This window comes from Streptomyces sp. NPDC091371 (assembly GCF_040684275.1).
Classification (GTDB): domain Bacteria; phylum Actinomycetota; class Actinomycetes; order Streptomycetales; family Streptomycetaceae; genus Streptomyces.
This window is the reverse complement of the sequence record NZ_JBFBFP010000013.1, coordinates 126,848-144,116: the sequence shown is the minus strand read 5'-3', so window position 1 is coordinate 144,116 and position 17,269 is coordinate 126,848. Positions and strand designations below refer to the sequence as shown.

Below are 17,269 nucleotides of genomic sequence, written 5' to 3'. Positions count from 1 at the left end.
GGGCTCCTCAGCGCAGCTTGGGGTCGAGGGCGTCGCGCACCGCGTCGCCGAGCATGATGAAGGCGAGCACGGTGATGCTCAGCGCGGCCGCCGGCCAGAGCAGCATGTGCGGGGCGTTGCGGATCTGCGTGGCGGCGTTGGAGATGTCGATGCCCCAGGAGACGGTCGGCGGGCGCAGGCCGACGCCCAGGAAGGACAGGGTGGCCTCCAGGGAGATGTACGTGCCCAGCGCGATCGTGGCGACGACGATGACGGGGGCGATGGCGTTGGGCGCCACGTGCCGCAGCAGCATCCGGCCGTTCCCGGCGCCCAGCGCCCGGGCGGCCTGGACGTAGTCGTTCTGCTTGGCGGTGATCACCGAGCCGCGGGCGATGCGGGCGATCTGCGGCCAGCCGAGGAGCACGATGAAGCCGACCACGGGCCAGACGGTGGTGCTGGTGACGACGGACAGGAAGACCAGGCCGCCGAGGACCACCGGGATGCCGAAGAAGATGTCGGCGACCCGGGAGAGCAGCGAGTCGCCCCAGCCGCCGAAGAAGCCGGCGAGCCCGCCGAGGGCGGAGCCGAGCAGGGCCGCTCCGAGGGTGGCGCAGACGCCCACGGTGATGGAGGCGCGGGCTCCGTAGACGGTGCGGGTGTAGACGTCGCAGCCCTGCGTGTCGTAGCCGAAGGGGTGGCCGGGCTCGGAGCCGGCTTGCGATTTGGACAGGTCGCACTGGAGGGGGTCGCCGCTCGCGATGAGCTGCGGCCAGATCGAGATGACGATGAGGAAGAGGATCACCAGCGAGGAGAGGATGAAGACGGGGTTGCGGCTCAGCTGGTGCCAGGCGTCGGACCACAGGGAGCGGGCCCGCTCCCTGGGCCCGGACGTGCCGGGTCCGGCGGTCTTCTCCATGCCTTCGAGGCTCTCGGCCTCGTCCAGCGCGAGATCCATGGGTCCCCCTTGGCCGGTGGGCGAGACCGCCTCCTTCGGGCGGGGGCCGACGGGGTCGTAGCCGCCGGGTTCGGGGCGCTCGGGATCAGGCATAGCGGATCCTCGGGTCCAGGACCGCGTAGAGCAGGTCGACGAGCAGGTTCGCCAGCAGGAAGACGATGACGAGGATGGTCACGAAGCCCACCACCGTGGGCGAGTTGTTGCGCAGGATGCCCTGGTAGAGCTGGTAGCCGACGCCGTGGATGTTGAAGATCCGCTCGGTGATGATCGCTCCGCCCATCAGTGCGCCGATGTCGGTGCCGATGAAGGTGACGACGGGGATCAGGGAGTTGCGCAGCAGGTGGCGGGTGATGACCCGGTGGCGCGGCAGGCCCTTGGCGACGGCGGTGCGCACGTAGTCGGCCTTGACGTTCTCGGCGATGGAGGTGCGCGTCAGGCGGGTGACGTACGCCAGGGAGACCAGCGCGAGCACGAGGCCGGGCAGGATCAGCTCGTTGAAGGGGGCGTCCGGGGACACGGAGGGCCGCACCCAGTGCAGTTTGACGCCGAAGACGAACTGGACCAGGTAGCCCGTCACGAAGGTGGGCACGGAGATGACCACGAGGGTCATCACCAGCACGGAGGTGTCGGTGGCCTTCCCCCGGCGCAGTCCGCTGATCACGCCGAGGGTGATGCCGATGACGATCTCGAAGAAGATCGCGACCATGGTCAGGCGCAGGGTGACGGGGAAGGCCGAGGCCATCAGCTCGGTGACGGACTGGCCGTTGAAGGCCGTGCCGAAGTCGCCCTGGAAGATCTGCCCCATGTAGTGGAGGTACTGCTTCCACAGGGGCTGGTCGAGATAGAGGTCCTTGCGGATGCGCGCGGCGGTGGCCGGGTCGGGGGCCTTGTCACCGAAGAGGGCGGCGATCGGGTCGCCGAGCGTGTACACCATGAAGAAGATCAGGAACGTGCTGCCGATGAACACCGGGATCATCTGGAGCAGCCGCCGGATCACATAACGCCCCATGGACTGCTCCAGGTTCGATCCGGGGGTGGTCAGCTGACCTTGATCTGGTCGTACACCGGGACGCTGAACTGGTTGAGCGTCACGTCCGAGAGCCGTTCCGAATAGCCCGCGCTGCCGTTCTGGTACCAGAGGGGGATGGAGGGCATCTGCTGGGCGAGGATCTTCTCGGCGTCCTGGAACGTGGCGATCGCCTTGGCGGAGTCGCTCTCCCGGTTCGCCTCGTCGACGAGCTTGTCGAAGTCCGGGTTGCTGAACTTCCCGTAGTTGGAGGAGGCGCCGGTGTAGTACAGCGGCTGCAGGAAGTTCTGGATCAGCGGGTAGTCGGCCTGCCAGCCGGAGCGGAACGGGCCCGTCAGCTTGTAACTGCTCTGCTGGTTGCGGAAGTCGGCGAAGGTGCCGACCGGGTTGACCGTGCAGACCGGGCCCTCGCCCAGCGCGTTGTTGATGCTGTTGCAGACGGCGTCCATCCAGTCGCGGTGCGAGCCGGTGTCCACGTTGGAGGTCAGCGTGACCTTGCCGCCGGGCAGGCCGCCGCCCTCCTGGATGAGCTTCTTGGCCTCGGCCGGGTCGAAGACGCAGGCGTCGCCGCAGAGCGTGGCGGAGAAGCCGCCCTGCTCACCGAGGGCCGGGGAGGTCCAGTCCTTGGCGGGGGTGCGGGTCTCGCGGAAGATCTGCTTGGTGATCTCGTCGCGGTTGATCGCCCGCGAGATGCCCTGGCGGACCTTCTCCGACCCCTCCTTGTTCCACTGAGGGTCGTACAGCGGGAAGGTGAGGGTCTGGATGATGAGGGCCGGCTGGTTGATGTAGCGGTCGCCGAGGTCGTTCTTGACGTTCTTCAGCTGCTGCGCCGGGACGTCGTCGACGAGGTCGAGGTTGCCGGAGATCAGGTCGGTGTAGGCGGTGTTGTTGTCGGTGTAGACCTTGAGGTCCACTCCGCTGTTCTGCGCCTTGTCCGTACCGGGGTACGCGTCCCACTTGCGCAGCTTCATGCCGGTGCCCTTGGTGTACGAGTCCACCGTGTACGGGCCGTTGCCGATGGGCTTGTTCAGCCAGCCGGCGTGGTCGGTGAAGAAGGACTGGGGCAACGGGGAGAAGGCCTGGTAGCCGAGGGTCTCGGGCCACGTGGAGAACTTGTCCTTCAGGGCGACCGTAAAGGTGGTGGGGCTCTTGACGACCAGCCCGGACATCGTCTTGGCCTTGGGCTCGCCGGTGGCCGGGTGCACGTCCTCGTAGCCGACGATGTCGGAGAAGAAGGGCGAGTTGTTCTGCTTGTTGCGCACGTCCGCGCCGTAGTTCCAGGCGTCCACGAAGGACTGGGCGGTGACGGGCTCGTCGTTGCTGAACTTCCAGCCGTCCTTCAGCGTGATCGTGAAGTTCTGGCTGTCGGTCGTCTCGATCTTCTCGGCGAGCATGTTGTTCGCCTGGCCGGTCTTCGGGTCGTACCGCTTGAGACCCCGGAAGAGCATGTCGAGCACCTTGCCGCCCTGCACCTCGTTGGTGTTGGCCGGCTCCAGCGGGTTCTGCGGGTCACCCCAGGAGGAGCTGACGATTGCCGAGCCGGCGCCTCCACCGCTGTCGCTGTCCCCACCGCAGGCCGTCGCCGCGAGGGCGACGGCCACCGCACAAGCGGCCCACTTGGCGTGGGTGGCTCCGCGCATGAAGTGCCTCCTATGATCCCAAGACTCGCTTGGGGTCAATGTCACCCTATGTAGGGTCTCGCGCACTCCTGGTTGGACCGATTGCACCCTCGCGCCCCCCGCCTGTCACCCCTGCGAGTGCAAAGACAGCTCCCAGGTGTCGACGGCGTAGTGCAGGCCCATGCCGTGCGACTCGTACAGTCCGAGGGCGCCGGTCTCGTTGTGGGTGTCCACGCCGAGGCCCAGCGTGTCCCGGCCGCGGGCCGCGTAGACGGCGAAGCCGTGGCGCAGCAGGAAGCCGCCGATGCCGCGGGCCCGCACGTCCTCGCGTACGCCGAGGTGGCTCACCCAGCCCATGCTGGTGCGGTCGTCGCGGGTGAGGAGGACGCCCACGTCGCCGTGCGCGGGCAGGCTCGCGATCCACACCAGGGACCAGTCGAGGGCGCGGCCGTCGATGTGGTCCAGCCAGGACCCGTACGGGCGTTGCGCATGGCCGAAGTGCGCGGAGAAGGTCTCCTCGACGAGGGCGTGGGCCCGGCGGCGGTCGGCCTCGTCGGTGGCGCAGTGGCGCAGGGCCAGGCCCCCGGTCGGGGCGGGCGGGAGGTCCAGGACGGGCGAGAGGTGGCGGGTCATCACCTGGTAGCGGCGGACGCTGCGGTAGCCGCGGCCGGTGAGGAGGGTGAGGTCGAGGGTGGGTCGGACGTTGAGCTGGATGCGCAGCCGGGCGCCGGGCCCGGTGCCGGAGGCCATCTTCCGGGCGCGGTCCTCCATCCGCCGCAGCACCGCCAGGGCCGCCGTGCCCTCACCGGGCAGGACGTAGTGGTCCCCGTCGATCCGGCCCGGTCCGGAGTCGGCCCAGACGATGCCGTAGGCGAGCAGCCGGCCGGCCCGGAAGGCGAGCCAGGAGTCGGTGGCGAGGTCCACGTCGGGGTGGTTGAGGTCGGCTTCGACGGTGCCGAGGTCGGTCTCGGGTCTGCCGATCTCGATGACGTCGACGGCGTTGAGGAGGGCGCAGATCTCGGTCGCGTCGCCGGGCCCGGCGGGCCGGACGGTCAGCGGGTGCGGTTCTCGCATGCCGCCACTGTCCGGGGGCGCGCGGCGCCGACGCAACTCCCTTTCGACTGCGGCGCCGCTGCCGGGGCTCCGCCCCGGACCCCGCGCCTCAATCGCCGGCGAGGCTGAATTGTCCCGGCCTCGCGGGGAAACACCAGGGCGCCCGGTACCGGAGGAGACTCCGGTACCGGGCGCCCTGGATGCCCTGCGGCGGGGGATCAGACGGCCAGGATGGCCTTCTCCTCCGCGAAGTGGCAGGCCGACTCGTGCGCCGCCGGGGTGTCCACGCCCTTGAAGCGCGTGGGGATCGCCAGCAGCGGCTCCTCCGTGGAGCAGCGCTCCTCGGCCTTCCAGCAGCGGGTGCGGAAGCGGCAGCCCGACGGCGGGTTGGCCGGGGAGGGGACGTCACCGGTGAGGATGATCCGCTCGCGGCCCTCGCGGGCCTCCGGGTCCGGCACCGGCACCGCGGAGAGCAGAGCCTGGGTGTACGGGTGCGTGGGGTGCTCGTAGATCGCGGCGTCGGAGCCGATCTCGGCCATCTTGCCGAGGTACATGACGCCCACGCGGTCCGAGATGTGCCGGACGATCGAGAGGTCGTGCGCGATGAAGACGTAGGACAGGTTGAACTCGTCCTGGAGCTTCTCCATCAGGTTGATGACCTGGGCCTGCACCGACACGTCGAGCGCGGAGACCGGCTCGTCGCAGATGATGATCTCCGGGTTGAGCGCGAGGCCGCGGGCGATGCCGATGCGCTGGCGCTGGCCGCCGGAGAACTGGTGCGGGTAGCGGTTGATGTACTCCGGGTTCAGACCCACGACGTCCAGGAGCTCCTGGACCTTGCGGCGCCGGTCGCCCTTGGGAGCCACCTCGGGGTGGATCTCGAAGGGCTCGCCGATGATGTCGCCGACCGTCATGCGCGGGTTGAGCGAGGTGTACGGGTCCTGGAACACCATCTGGATGTTGCGGCGGACGGCCTTGAGGGCCTTGCCCGACAGCTTGGTGATGTCCTGGCCCTTGTAGAAGACCTCGCCGGCGGTGGCCTTCTCCAGGCTCATCAGGAGCTTGGCGACGGTGGACTTGCCGCAGCCGGACTCGCCGACGATGCCGAGGGTCTCACCGCGGTAGAGGTCGAAGGAGACCCCGTCCACGGCCTTGACCGCGCCGACCTGCTTCTTGAACAGGATGCCCTGGGTCAGCGGGAAGTGCTTGACCAGGTTGCGCACCTGGAGGATCGGCTCGCGCTCGGGGGCGTTCTTGGTGAGCTCAGCCATGGAGCTGCTCCTTCCAGAAGTGGCACGCGCTGCCGCGGCCGGGCAGCTCCGTGCCGTCCTGCTCGGTCACCTGGTGCAGGGCCGGCACGTCGGTGCGGCAGACGTCCTGCGCCTTGGGGCAGCGCGGGTTGAAGGCGCAGCCCGGCGGGATGTTGAGCAGGTTGGGCGGCAGGCCCTTGATCGCGTAGAGCTCCTGGCCCTTCTGGTCCAGGCGCGGGATCGAGTCCAGCAGACCGCGGGTGTAGGGGTGCGCGGGGCGCTTGTAGATCTCGTGGACCGGGGCGTTCTCGACGATCCGGCCGCCGTACATGACGGCGATCTTGTCCGCGACGTCGGCGACGACGCCGAGGTCGTGGGTGATCAGGATCAGACCCATGTTCATCTCGCGCTGGAGTTCCGCGAGCAGGTCCATGACCTGGGCCTGGACCGTCACGTCGAGAGCCGTGGTGGGCTCGTCGGCGATGATCAGGTCGGGCTCCAGGGCCATCGCCATGGCGATCATGATGCGCTGGCGCATACCGCCGGAGAACTGGTGCGGGTAGTCCCCCACGCGCGCCTTGGCGGCGGGGATCTTCACGCGGTCCATGAGCTCGATGGCCTTGGCCGTGGCGTCCTTCTTCGACATGCCGCGGTGCACGCGGAACATCTCGCCGAGCTGGGCGCCGACGGTGTGCACCGGGTTCAGCGAGGACAGCGCGTCCTGGAAGATCATTGCGATCTTGGAGCCGCGGATCTTGCGGTACTCCTCGTCCGGGAGCTTCAGCAGGTCGGTGCCCTGGAACAGGATCTCGCCGTGCGGGATCTTGCCGGGGGGCATGTCCAGGATGCCCATGATGGCCTGCGCCGTCACGGACTTGCCGGAGCCGGACTCGCCGAGGACGGCGAGGGTCTCGCCGGCGTTCACCGAGTACGAGACGCCGTTGACGGCCTTGGCGACACCGTCGCGGGTGTGGAACTCGACGTGCAGGTCGCGCACTTCGAGCAGGGGGGTCCCCTCCGGCGCCGAGCGGGGCGCGGGGACGTTCGAGGTCTTGTCGATGATGGTCAACGTACGCCCTTCCTCAGCGCAGCTTCGGGTCGAGGGCGTCGCGCACCGCGTCGCCGACCATGATGAACGCGAGCACGGTGACGCTCAGCGCGGCGGCCGGGAAGAGGAGCACGTGGGGAGCCTGGAGCCAGCGGACGGAGGCGTCGCTGATCATGAGGCCCCAGGAGATGCCGGGAGGCTGGACGCCGATGCCCAGGTAGGACAGCGCGGCCTCCGCACCGATGTACACACCGAGGCTGATCGCGCCGACGACGATGACCGGGGCGATGGCGTTCGGCAGGATGTGCCGCATCGTGATGCGGAGCGTGCCGGCGCCGAGGGCGCGGGCGGCGACCACGTAGTCGTTGTTCTTGTTCTGCAGCACCGAGGACCGCATGATGCGGAAGATCTGCGGCCAGCCGAGCGTGGCGAGCACGATCGAGACCGTCCAGGCGTTGCCCTCGCCGAGACCGGACATGATCAGCATGCCGCCGAGGAGCAGCGGGATGGCGAAGAAGATCTCGGTGAAGCGGGACAGCACGCTGTCGACGAAGCCACCGACCCAGCCTGCGAGCAGACCGAGCAGGCCGCCGACGATGATCACCAGCGTGGTGGTGACGACGCCGACGATGATCGAGTTGCGGGCGGCCCAGACGGTACGGGTGTAGACGTCGCAGCCCTGGACGTCGAAGCCGAACCAGTGGCCGGCGCTCGGCGTCTTGAGGGAGTCCTGGAGCTGGCAGACGCCCGCGTCGAACGGGCTGGTCGGCGTGAACAAGCCCGGCACGGCGGCCAGCACGATCAGGAACACGACCAGCGCGGAGCCGATCAGGAAGATGGGGTTGCGGCGCAGGTCCGAGACGGCGTCGGACCAGAGGCTGGCCTCGCGCTCCTTCTTCGGCTTCTTGCGGTCGTTCTTGGTGGCCGCGCCACTCGCGGAGGGCGCTTCGGTGGTCTGGGTGCCGGTCAACTCATCCCCCACCGTAGTTGTGTCACGCATAGCGGATCCTCGGGTCGAGCACGGCGTAGAGCAGGTCCACGATCAGGTTGGCGACGAGGTACACGATGATCAGGAGCGAGACGACGCCCACGATCACGGTGCCTTCCTTGCGGTATACCGACTCGGCGAGCAGGCCGCCGACTCCGTGGATGTTGAAGATCTTCTCCGTGATGACCGCGCCGCCCATCAGCGAGCCGAGGTCGGCGCCGAGGAAGGTGACGATCGGGATCAGCGCGTTGCGCAGCGCGTGGCTTCCGACGACGCGGCGACGGGGCAGGCCCTTCGCGGTCGCGGTGCGCACGTAGTCGGCGCGCATGGTCTCCATCAGGCTGGTACGGGTCAGTCGGGCCACGTACGCCAGGGAGGTGGAGGCGAGGACCAGCGCCGGGAGGAGGTAGGCGCGGATCCCGTCGGACTCGTTGAAGGAGACCGGGAAGAAGTCGATGCCCCATTCGGTCTTGAGCTTCACGCCCAGGCTGAGCTGGAGCACGAAGCCGGTGACGAAGACCGGCACGGAGATGACCAGCAGCGTGGACAGCAGCACCAGCTGGTCGAGGAACTTGCCGCGGCGGAGGGCCGCCATGATGCCGGCGAGGACGCCGACGACCGCTTCGATGGCGAAGGCGATGAGGGCGAGGTTCACCGTGTACGGGAACGCCTCGGTGATCTTGTCCCACACGGAACGACCGGTCAGGGTCTCGCCGAAGTTCCCCTGGAACAGGTTGGTGATGTAGTTCCAGTACTGGGACAGGAAGGAGTCGTCGAGGTGGTACTTCTCGCGAAGCATCGCCGCGACGAGCGGGTCGGCCTTCTTCTCGCCGGCCAGCGCCTGGATCGGGTCGCCGGGCAGCTTGAAAGCAAGCCAGTAGATCAGGAAAGTGGCACCGATCAGTACAGGGATCGCCTGTATGAGTCGGCGGATGAGGTAGCGGCCCATCAGACCTCCAGCAGTGAGCAGGGGGAAAGGGCAGGCAAGCGGAAACCTGATTCCGCTTGCCCGCCCCCGGTGTCCCCTTGGTGAAGAGGGGTGTTAGTTGAGCTCGACCTTGGCCAGGTCCATGCGGCCCTGGGCGTCGATCTCAACGTTCTTCACGGACTTGGAGTAGGCCGAAGAAGACATGTAGGTGAAGACCGGGATGTACGGCAGGTCCTTGATGATGATGTCATCGGCCTGCTGGTACAGCTTGAGGCCCTCGGCCGGGTCGGTCGCCTTGTCGGCGTTGTCCATGACCGTCTCGAACTCCTCGTTGACGTAGGCACCGTAGTTGGAGCCGTTGTCGATCGCGATCTTGGAGAAGATCGGACGGAGGTAGTTCTCGGCCGCCGGGTAGTCCATGGACCACGCCATGCGGAAGGCGCCCTTGTACTTCTGGTCGCCCAGCTCGGTCAGCATGTCGCCGAACTTGGTGAACGGCTTGGCGGTGACCTCGAGGCCGAGGTTCGTCTTCAGCTGGTTGGCGACGGCCTCGATCCACTCCTTGTGGCCGCCGTCGGCGTTGTAGCCGAGCTCCAGCTTGTTGCCGGGGATGCCGCCGGCCTGGGTGTAGAGCTCCTTGGCCTTGGTCGGGTTGTAGGTACCGACCTCACCCAGGGCGCCCTTGCGGTAACCCGGGATGATGGGGCTGATGAAGTCATCGGCCGGCTTGCGGGTGCCGTTGAAGATGGTCTTCGTGATGGCGTCCCGGTCGATGGCCATCGAGATGGCCTTGCGGATCTCGAGCTTGCCGAACGCCTCGGGGTTCGTCTTCAGCGGGAGGCCGATGTAACCGACGCCCGACTCCGGCTTGTAGAGGTAGCGGTCGCCGAACTCCTGGGAGACGGTGGCCATCGCCGAGATCGGGAGCTTGTCGACGATCTGGATGGTGTCGGCGCGCAGGTCGTTGTACGCCGTGTCCAGGTTGTCGTAGATCTTGAAGGTGACGCCCTGGAGCTTCGCCTTGTCGCCGGCGAACTTGTCGTAGCGCTTGATCTTGATCTGCTTGTTGTGCTCCCACGCGCCGTCCATCTGGAAGGCGCCGTTGCCGATGGGGGCCTCGCCGAACTTCTGCGGGTCGGCCTCGAAGGCCTTCGGCAGCGGGTAGAAGGCGTTGTAGCCCAGCATCGTCTTGAACTGGGAGAACGGAGCCTTCAGCGTGACGGTGAAGGTCTTCTCGTCGACGACCTTCAGGCCCTTGAGCTCGGTGGCGGTGGGCTTCTTGTCCTTGCCCGGCGCCAGCTCCTCGGAGCCCTCGATCTTGTCGTAGAAGGGCAGGCCCTCCGCAGCGTTGGCCTGGTTGGCACCCCAGTTCCAGGCGCGGACGAACGACTGGGCGTCGACCTTCTCGCCGTTGTGGAAGGTGTAGCCGTCCTTCAGCTTGATCGTCCAGACCTTCGAGTCCGTGGTCTCGATGGACTCGGCCATCGCGAGCTTCGGCTCGTTGGTCTTGTTGTCGTACTCGACCAGGCCGACGAAGAGGGCGTTGAGAACCTCCGCGCCCTCGGACTCGGCGGTGTTCTGACCCACCAGGCCGTGCTGCGGCTCGCCGAGCACCACGGTGATGTTGCCACCGGCCTTGTTGCCGGCATCGTCCTTGCTGGTGCTGCAAGCCGTGGCAGCCATCGCCACGATGACGGCACCCGCGACCCACTTGGCGCTCGTTGCTCCGCGCATGGGTAATTGCCTCCTCAGGAGTCACTGTCGATACGTGAAGGTCCCGGCCCGCTGACACCCCTGACAGCGAAATCCGGTCCCATCGTGTGTGCTCGTGAGTCGGCGCTCCCCACAGCGCGTGACCCATTGACCCGAGCTCAATGGAGCCATCCTCAAGGACGCCCAACCGGTAAACCACACTTAAGTGGTCTCGTTTTCACAACATCACCTCATGCGGAAAACCCGAAATCCGGACAAACGGATAGGAGACAGACACGTGCGAAACGGACGGTTAGCTCATCTTCCGGAGTGTCACGGTCGGTATGCGGACACCAGAACGCAACAATCCGCTTGACAAAAGCGAACAGCCCCTCCCGTCACAGACAACGTGACAGGAGGGGCTGCTGGGTTCTACGGGTGTTTCAGCCAACCTCGTCGCCGCTCAAGCGGCGGCTGGGGTCGGACGGGTTGCTACTTGCCGGACTTGGCGCGCGACGCGGTACGCGAGCGCTCCTTCTGGTCCAGGACGACCTTGCGGATGCGGACGGCCTCGGGGGTCACCTCGACGCACTCGTCGTCGCGGCAGAACTCCAGGGACTGCTCCAGCGAGAGCTTGCGGGGCGGCACCACGTTCTCGGTGTTGTCCGCGGAAGCCGCACGCATGTTGGTGAGCTTCTTCTCCTTGGTGATGTTCACGTCCATGTCGTCGGCGCGCGAGTTCTCGCCGACGATCATGCCCTCGTACACCTCGGTGCCGGGCTCGGTGAACAGGACGCCGCGCTCCTGCAGGTTGATCATCGCGAACGGCGTGACCGCACCCGAGCGGTCCGCGACCAGCGAACCGTTGTTACGGGTGACCAGCTGGCCGAACCACGGCTCGTGGCCCTCGTGGATCGAGTGGGCGATACCGGTACCGCGGGTGTTCGTCAGGAACTCCGTACGGAAGCCGATCAGGCCGCGGGACGGGACGACGAACTCCATGCGGACCCAGCCGGAGCCGTGGTTCGACATGTTGTCCATGCGGCCCTTGCGGACGCCCATGAGCTGCGTGACCGCGCCCATGTGCTCCTCGGGGACGTCGACCGTCATGCGCTCGACCGGCTCGTGCACCTTGCCGTCGATCTCCTGCGTGACCACCTGCGGCTTGCCGATGGTCAGCTCGAAGCCCTCGCGGCGCATCTGCTCGACCAGGATGGCGAGCGCGAGCTCACCACGGCCCTGGACCTCCCAGGCGTCGGGACGCTCGGTGTCCAGGACGCGCAGCGAGACGTTACCGATCAGCTCGCGGTCGAGGCGGTCCTTGACCTGGCGGGCAGTGACCTTGCGGTCCTTGACCGCGGACTTGGCGTCCGCGCCCTTGCCCGTGCCGCCGCGGCCGACCATCGGGGAGGTGTTCGTACCGATGGTCATGGAGATCGCCGGCTCGTCGACCGAGATCAGCGGGAGCGCGATCGGGTTCTCCGGGTCGGCCAGGGTCTCGCCGATCATGATGTCGGGGATACCGGCGACCGCGCAGATGTCACCCGGGCCCGCCACCTCGGCCGGCTTGCGGGTGAGCGCCTCGGTCATCATCAGCTCGGTGATGCGGACGTTCGACTGGCTGCCGTCGCGCTTGATCCACGTGACGGTCTGGCCCTTGCGCAGCTCGCCCTGCTCGACGCGGAGCAGCGCGATACGGCCGAGGAAGTTGTCGGCGTCCAGGTTGGTGACGTGGGCCTGGAGGGGGGCCTCCTCGTCGTACACCGGGGCGGGGACGTGCTCCAGGATGGTGGAGAAGAACGGCTCCAGGCTGTCGCTGTCCGCGGGAACGGTGCCGTCCTCCGGCTTGGTCAGCGAGGCGATGCCGTCACGGCCGCAGGCGTAGACGATCGGGAACTCGATCTGGTCCTCGGTGGCGTCCAGGTCCAGGAAGAGGTCGTACGTGTCGTTGACGACCTCGTCGATCCGGGAGTCCGGGCGGTCGGTCTTGTTGATGCAGAGGATGACCGGCATGTTCGCCTGCAGGGCCTTGCGCAGGACGAAGCGGGTCTGGGGCAGCGGACCCTCGGAGGCGTCCACCAGCAGAACGACGGCGTCGACCATCGACAGACCGCGCTCGACCTCACCACCGAAGTCGGCGTGGCCGGGGGTGTCGATGATGTTGATCGTGATCGGGGCCCCGCCGTCCTTGGGGTGATACTTCACCGCCGTGTTCTTGGCGAGGATCGTGATGCCCTTCTCACGCTCCAGGTCGTTCGAGTCCATCATGCGGTCGTCGAGCTGCTGGTGGGCGGCGAAGGCACCGGCCTGCTTGAGCATGGCATCGACGATGGTCGTCTTGCCATGGTCGACGTGGGCGACGATGGCGACGTTACGGATGTCGTGGCGCGTGGGCACTTCGGCGCTTCTCCCGGGATAGTGGATGGCGTCGCGTACGGTCCGGCACGCTCGCCTCGGCCGGGCGAAAACCTGCCACGGCCTTACCCCATGGTACGTCGCGCAGCAGGAACCGGCTGCCGGGGGGTCTGTCAAGAGGCTGGACGTATGAGTGCGGCCGAGTGCGGGGTGGGGTGCCTCGGGCGCCGGTCCTGCCGGAATCATGCGGGTCAATGGGCGTAGTCAATGGGTACGCACGACCTTGCCCGCCGGGTGATCCGGCGGGCAAGGGACTTGAGTCACATCTGAGGTTGCGCCCCTCCGGTCAACCGGACAGGCACCCGTTTGTCACCACTTCTTACGCCGCTCTACTTGTTCTCGTCCTTGGCGGTCGGCGGCTTCTTCCAGCCGATGTCCTGGAAGCGGGGGGCGCCGAGGCCGAAGGCGCCGGCGTTGGCCAGGCCCGGCTTGACCGCCACCAGCTCGGGGCGCTGGTAGAGCGGGATGGAGCCGGCCGCCGCCCAGATCCGGGCGTCCGCCTTACGCATCAGCTCGCGGGACTCCTCCTCGTCCAGGGCGCCGAGCGCCTGGTCGAAGAGCTGGTCGATGTGGTCGGTGCCGACCCGGGTGTAGTTCTGTTCGACGAGCAGCGAGCCGTCCGCGGCCGGCTCCGGCTTGGCGAAGATGGGCCGGGCGTCGGTGGCGGGGTAGGCGGTCGCCGGCCAGGAGTAGAGGGCCAGGTCGTACTGGCCGGCGGCGATGTGGTCCTTGAAGAAGCTCTCGTCGGCCACCTTGGTCGTCTCGGTGTTCACGCCGATCGTCCGGAGCATCCGGGAGATCCGCTCGCCGACCGTGCGCAGGGCCTCGGAGCCCGGGCCCGCCGGGACCACGAACCGCAGGGTCAGCGGCTTGCCGTCCTTGGCCAGGACGGAGCCGGAGGTGCGGCCGGCCTGCTTGGCCGGGGCCGGGGAGCCCTGGCCGGGCTCGGCCGCGTCCCCGTCGCGGGCCGGGCTGCGCTTCCCGTCCTCGACCGTGGCGATGCCGGCGGCCTGGGCGAGGAGGGAGTTCTGCTGCTGGGCCAGGAAGGGGGCCGGGGCCAGCACCGGGGAGGGCCGGGCCCCGGGCGCGCCCGGGGCGAAGGCGTCGGCGTCGACGATCTCCCCGTCGGGGCCGTACGCGTCCAGGCCCTGGGCCGCCCCTGCCAGGGCGCCGTCGCCGCTGCGGCCCTCGGGGCCCTCGGGGCGGCTGCCGAGCGTGCCCCGCGGGTCACGGCGCGCCGTGCCGGTGGTCACGGCCCGCAGGTCGGCGGTGGCGGAGCGGAGCTCGCCGTTGCGCTGGTCGTCCTGGCCCACGATGTAGAGGCCGTCGTTGCCGGTGCCGGGGCCCGAGGGGGTCTTCGAGTCGTCCTGCTGCTCGCTCTCCGGGCCGGCCTTGGCGCCGGGCGGCTCGGTGATCTTCCCGCCGAGGCGCCAGCCGGCGTCCGCGAGCAGGGCCTGCGCCGCCTTGGTGTCCAGGCCGCCGAGGGAGTCGCTGTTGTCCGCGTACGCCTGCTGGCCGGCCAGGGCCACATGGCTGCCGACGGGCTTCGCGGGCAGGCCGAGCGGCTTCAGCACGATCTCGGCGAGCTCCTTGCGGTCCAGGGCCCGGGCCACCGCCCGGCGCACCCGCTCGTCGGCGAGCGGGCCGGAGGCCCCGTTCATGGCGAGCTGGGTGTACGCCGGCTCCAGGGACTTGCGCACGGTGAAGGTCCGCAGGGCCGTCTGCTCGTCGGCGTAGCGCTTCACCGCCTCGGCGTGCTTCTGGCGGCTCTCCTTCTCGGCCGTGGCCTTGCCCTCGTCCGCGCCGAAGGCGATCGCCCACGACAGGGTGGCCTGCGCCGGGGTCAGCGCCGCGCCCGGGCCGTGCGCCGGGGCCCCGCCCGAGCCCGCGCCGCCCGGGGCGCCGTCGCCGGGGGCTCCCTTGCCCGGGGCGTCCCGGTGGGCCAGTGCGATCCGGTCGGCGCCCGCCCGGTCGATCTCCGCCAGATCGAGCTTCCCGGCGGCGAGCGCGGCCGGCCGCTCCGCCCGGGGCACGGCCGTCAGGATCAGCGTGTCCAGCTTGGCCGGCGCGCCCCACCAGCGCGGATTGCGGGTCAGGGCCGCCGTGCCCGTCTTCTTGTCGACCGCGCCGAGCGAGAAGGGCCCGGCAGTCACCTTCAGGGTGCCGCGGGCGCCCTCGTTGAAGGCGTCGGGGGTGCCGGTGATCTGCTTGGGGTAGAGGGGTGAGAACAGGGAGCGCCAGTCCGCGTACGGCTTGACGAAGGTGACCTTGACCTCCAGGTCGGTCTTGCCCCGCTCGATCTTCTCGATCCGCTCGTAGCCGGCGTTGCGGGCGGTCCAGTACGCGGAGTCCTTGCCGTTCAGGGCCCGCCACTGCGCCACGAAGTCCGCCGCGCCGATCTCGCGGCCGTCGCTCCACACGGCCTGCTGGTGCAGCTTGTACAGGACGACCTGCTTGGGCTCCCGCTCGACGACCTCGGCCTTCTCCAGGTAGTCCGGATTGGCCACCGGCCGCCCCTTGGCGTCCAGCACGAACAGCTGGGGAAGCACCGCCCCGGCGATCCGGGTGGTGGTGGCGTCGGCGTCGGCCTGGAAGGTGTTGAAGGTGTTGGGGAGGCCGTCCACCGCCCAGCGCAGCGTGCCGCCGTCGGCGACCTTGTCGCGGGCGGTCGTGGCGATGTCCTGTCCGGCGGCGGCCGGGCCGCCCTCGTCGTCGCCCGCACCGCAGCCCGCGAGCAGCGGCAGCGCGAGGACTCCCGAGGTCAGCAGCGCCAAGGACCTGCGCCTTCTCTGGGACATGGGTGGTACCTCCGGGGGCGGGGCGTGGGGGGATGCATGATCACGTTCGGCGGTATATGGAGCTGATCACACCGGTTGCCGAAAACCACTGAAATCGACGTCCTGCCGCACCCCTCGCAGCAGCCCCTCGCCACGCCGCGAACCCCACCCGTGCGGACCAATCCCGCTTGCGTGCCGGAGGAGCGTTCCCCCGGGAGAGGGATGAGAATGGGGGGCAGGGAGGGGCGCACAGTTCACGCCTGCGCGCCCGCAATCGCTGCACGTCCCTTCACAACCGGGGACGGGAAGCGCGACACTCGCAGGCGCACATGAGCGTTGCCACCGCACTTGCGGAATCGAGGTCACATCATGTCCCTGCAAGACGATCTGACTGCCGTACGACGCAACCTGGACGAGCTGACGCGCAAGGTCGAGCAGCTGGAACAGCAGGCCAAGCGCCAGAAGCCCGGGAGCTCCACGCCGGCGGCCGCTCCGGACCCGTCCCGGATGGTGACGGTGCCGGACACCCCGTACGACAGCTCGCTGTGGCAGGACGTCGACGACGAGGGCCTCGGCGCCCGCGACCGTCGCGCACCCTGACCGGCGCGCACGACCCCGCACACGACCCCCGCACACCCCATCTGGCCCGGCCGCCCCGCGGCCGGGCCTCCTGGGCCACCCCTCATCACTCCACCCGGAGTCACCCTTGGCCACAGGCACGGAACCACCCCAGCAGCAGCGGCGGCCCGCCGGCGTCCACGACGCCTCGCGGGCCGCGATCTCTGCCCGGCACCTACGGACCGACCGGTGGTGGCTGGCCCCCGCCGGCACCGCGGCCGGGCTGCTCGCCTTCATCGTCTACTCGACCTGGCGGGCCTTCGCGAACGCCGACTACTACGCGGCCCCGTACGTCTCCCCCTTCTACTCCCCGTGTCTCGCGGAGAACTGCGTCCCGATGAAGGGCGGGCCCAACTGGGAGATCTTCGGCAGCTGGTGGACCCTCTCCCCCGCCCTGCTGATCCTGATCTTCCCGCTCGGCTTCCGGCTGACCTGCTACTACTACCGCAAGGCCTACTACCGGGGCTTCTGGGCCTCGCCGCCGGCCTGCGCGGTCGCCGAACCGCACGCGAAGTACACGGGCGAGACCCGTTTCCCGCTGATCTTCCAGAACGCGCACCGGTACTTCTTCTACGCGGCCATCCCCGTCGCGGGCATCCTCACGTACGACACCGTGCTCACCTTCCGCGACGAGAACTACGCGTGGGGCCACATGGGCCTCGGGACGCTGCTGTTCCTGGTCAACATCGCGCTGATCTGGGCGTACACGCTGTCCTGCCACTCCTGCCGGCACATCATGGGCGGCCGCCTCAAGCACTTCTCCAGGCATCCGGTGCGCTACCGGCTGTGGGGCTGGGTCAGCCGGCTCAACACCCGCCACATGCAGCTGGCGTGGGCCTCCCTGATCAGCGTGGCCCTGTGCGACTTCTACGTGTACCTGCTCGCCACCGGCGCCTTCACAGACCCGAGGTTTTTCTGAC

At 68.6% G+C, this 17,269-nt stretch carries 13 protein-coding genes; 2 read left to right on the top strand and 11 right to left on the bottom strand.

Annotated features, from left to right (window positions below):
- Positions 1-7 precede the first annotated feature (7 nt).
- The 11 genes from AB0O21_RS17425 to AB0O21_RS17375 form a co-directional block, all read right to left on the bottom strand.
- Positions 8-934 carry an ABC transporter permease gene (locus AB0O21_RS17425; protein ID WP_365172033.1) on the bottom strand — a complete coding sequence of 309 codons (927 nt, stop codon included), beginning with the start codon at positions 932-934 and terminating at the stop codon, positions 8-10.
- Positions 935-1,019: 85 nt separating this feature from the next.
- Positions 1,020-1,943, bottom strand: coding sequence for an ABC transporter permease (locus tag AB0O21_RS17420; RefSeq protein WP_365171962.1), 924 nt, complete (start codon positions 1,941-1,943; stop codon positions 1,020-1,022).
- Positions 1,944-1,972: 29 nt separating this feature from the next.
- Complete coding sequence (locus AB0O21_RS17415) at positions 1,973-3,601, bottom strand: ABC transporter substrate-binding protein (protein WP_365171960.1); 1,629 nt, start codon at positions 3,599-3,601, stop codon at positions 1,973-1,975.
- Positions 3,602-3,706: 105 nt separating this feature from the next.
- A complete protein-coding gene (locus AB0O21_RS17410; RefSeq protein ID WP_365171958.1) occupies positions 3,707-4,654 on the bottom strand; it encodes a GNAT family N-acetyltransferase in 948 nt (315 codons plus the stop codon).
- Between the two features lie 197 nt (positions 4,655-4,851).
- Positions 4,852-5,904, bottom strand: coding sequence for a dipeptide ABC transporter ATP-binding protein (locus AB0O21_RS17405; protein ID WP_365171956.1), 1,053 nt, complete (start codon positions 5,902-5,904; stop codon positions 4,852-4,854).
- On the bottom strand, positions 5,897-6,952 hold the full coding sequence (locus AB0O21_RS17400) for an ABC transporter ATP-binding protein (protein ID WP_365171954.1): 1,056 nt from the start codon (positions 6,950-6,952) through the stop codon (positions 5,897-5,899). Before AB0O21_RS17400 ends, AB0O21_RS17405 begins: the two co-directional genes overlap by 8 nt.
- A gap of 13 nt (positions 6,953-6,965) precedes the next feature.
- Positions 6,966-7,931: an ABC transporter permease gene (locus AB0O21_RS17395; protein WP_365171952.1), complete on the bottom strand. Its 966-nt coding sequence runs from the start codon at positions 7,929-7,931 to the stop codon at positions 6,966-6,968.
- Complete coding sequence (locus AB0O21_RS17390) at positions 7,924-8,868, bottom strand: ABC transporter permease (RefSeq protein ID WP_365171950.1); 945 nt, start codon at positions 8,866-8,868, stop codon at positions 7,924-7,926. The genes AB0O21_RS17395 and AB0O21_RS17390 overlap by 8 nt, the downstream gene beginning before the upstream one ends.
- Positions 8,869-8,961: 93 nt before the next feature.
- A complete protein-coding gene (locus AB0O21_RS17385) occupies positions 8,962-10,581 on the bottom strand; it encodes an ABC transporter substrate-binding protein (protein WP_365171948.1) in 1,620 nt (539 codons plus the stop codon).
- A gap of 450 nt (positions 10,582-11,031) precedes the next feature.
- Positions 11,032-12,936 carry a translational GTPase TypA gene (typA, locus tag AB0O21_RS17380; protein WP_365171946.1) on the bottom strand — a complete coding sequence of 635 codons (1,905 nt, stop codon included), beginning with the start codon at positions 12,934-12,936 and terminating at the stop codon, positions 11,032-11,034.
- Positions 12,937-13,283: 347 nt separating this feature from the next.
- On the bottom strand, positions 13,284-15,752 hold the full coding sequence (locus AB0O21_RS17375; RefSeq protein ID WP_365171945.1) for an ABC transporter family substrate-binding protein: 2,469 nt from the start codon (positions 15,750-15,752) through the stop codon (positions 13,284-13,286).
- Between the two features lie 348 nt (positions 15,753-16,100).
- Here AB0O21_RS17375 and AB0O21_RS17370 point away from each other — a divergent pair, with 348 nt between their 5' ends.
- Complete coding sequence (locus tag AB0O21_RS17370; RefSeq protein ID WP_365171943.1) at positions 16,101-16,331, top strand: hypothetical protein; 231 nt, start codon at positions 16,101-16,103, stop codon at positions 16,329-16,331.
- A gap of 106 nt (positions 16,332-16,437) precedes the next feature.
- Entirely contained in the window at positions 16,438-17,268 is an 831-nt protein-coding gene (locus AB0O21_RS17365) for a hypothetical protein (protein WP_365171941.1), read from the top strand.
- Position 17,269: the final 1 nt, after the last annotated feature.

Coding starts and splice junctions, on each gene's coding strand:
- AB0O21_RS17375 (WP_365171945.1), bottom strand. CDS start 15,752: ATGTCCCAGAGAAGGCGCAGGTCCTTGGCGCTGCTGACCTCGGGAGTC.
- AB0O21_RS17410 (WP_365171958.1), bottom strand. CDS start 4,654: ATGCGAGAACCGCACCCGCTGACCGTCCGGCCCGCCGGGCCCGGCGAC.
- AB0O21_RS17425 (WP_365172033.1), bottom strand. CDS start 934: ATGGATCTCGCGCTGGACGAGGCCGAGAGCCTCGAAGGCATGGAGAAG.
- AB0O21_RS17395 (WP_365171952.1), bottom strand. CDS start 7,931: ATGCGTGACACAACTACGGTGGGGGATGAGTTGACCGGCACCCAGACC.
- AB0O21_RS17385 (WP_365171948.1), bottom strand. CDS start 10,581: ATGCGCGGAGCAACGAGCGCCAAGTGGGTCGCGGGTGCCGTCATCGTG.
- AB0O21_RS17420 (WP_365171962.1), bottom strand. CDS start 1,943: ATGGGGCGTTATGTGATCCGGCGGCTGCTCCAGATGATCCCGGTGTTC.
- AB0O21_RS17415 (WP_365171960.1), bottom strand. CDS start 3,601: ATGCGCGGAGCCACCCACGCCAAGTGGGCCGCTTGTGCGGTGGCCGTC.
- AB0O21_RS17390 (WP_365171950.1), bottom strand. CDS start 8,868: ATGGGCCGCTACCTCATCCGCCGACTCATACAGGCGATCCCTGTACTG.
- AB0O21_RS17405 (WP_365171956.1), bottom strand. CDS start 5,904: ATGGCTGAGCTCACCAAGAACGCCCCCGAGCGCGAGCCGATCCTCCAG.
- AB0O21_RS17370 (WP_365171943.1), top strand. CDS start 16,101: ATGTCCCTGCAAGACGATCTGACTGCCGTACGACGCAACCTGGACGAG.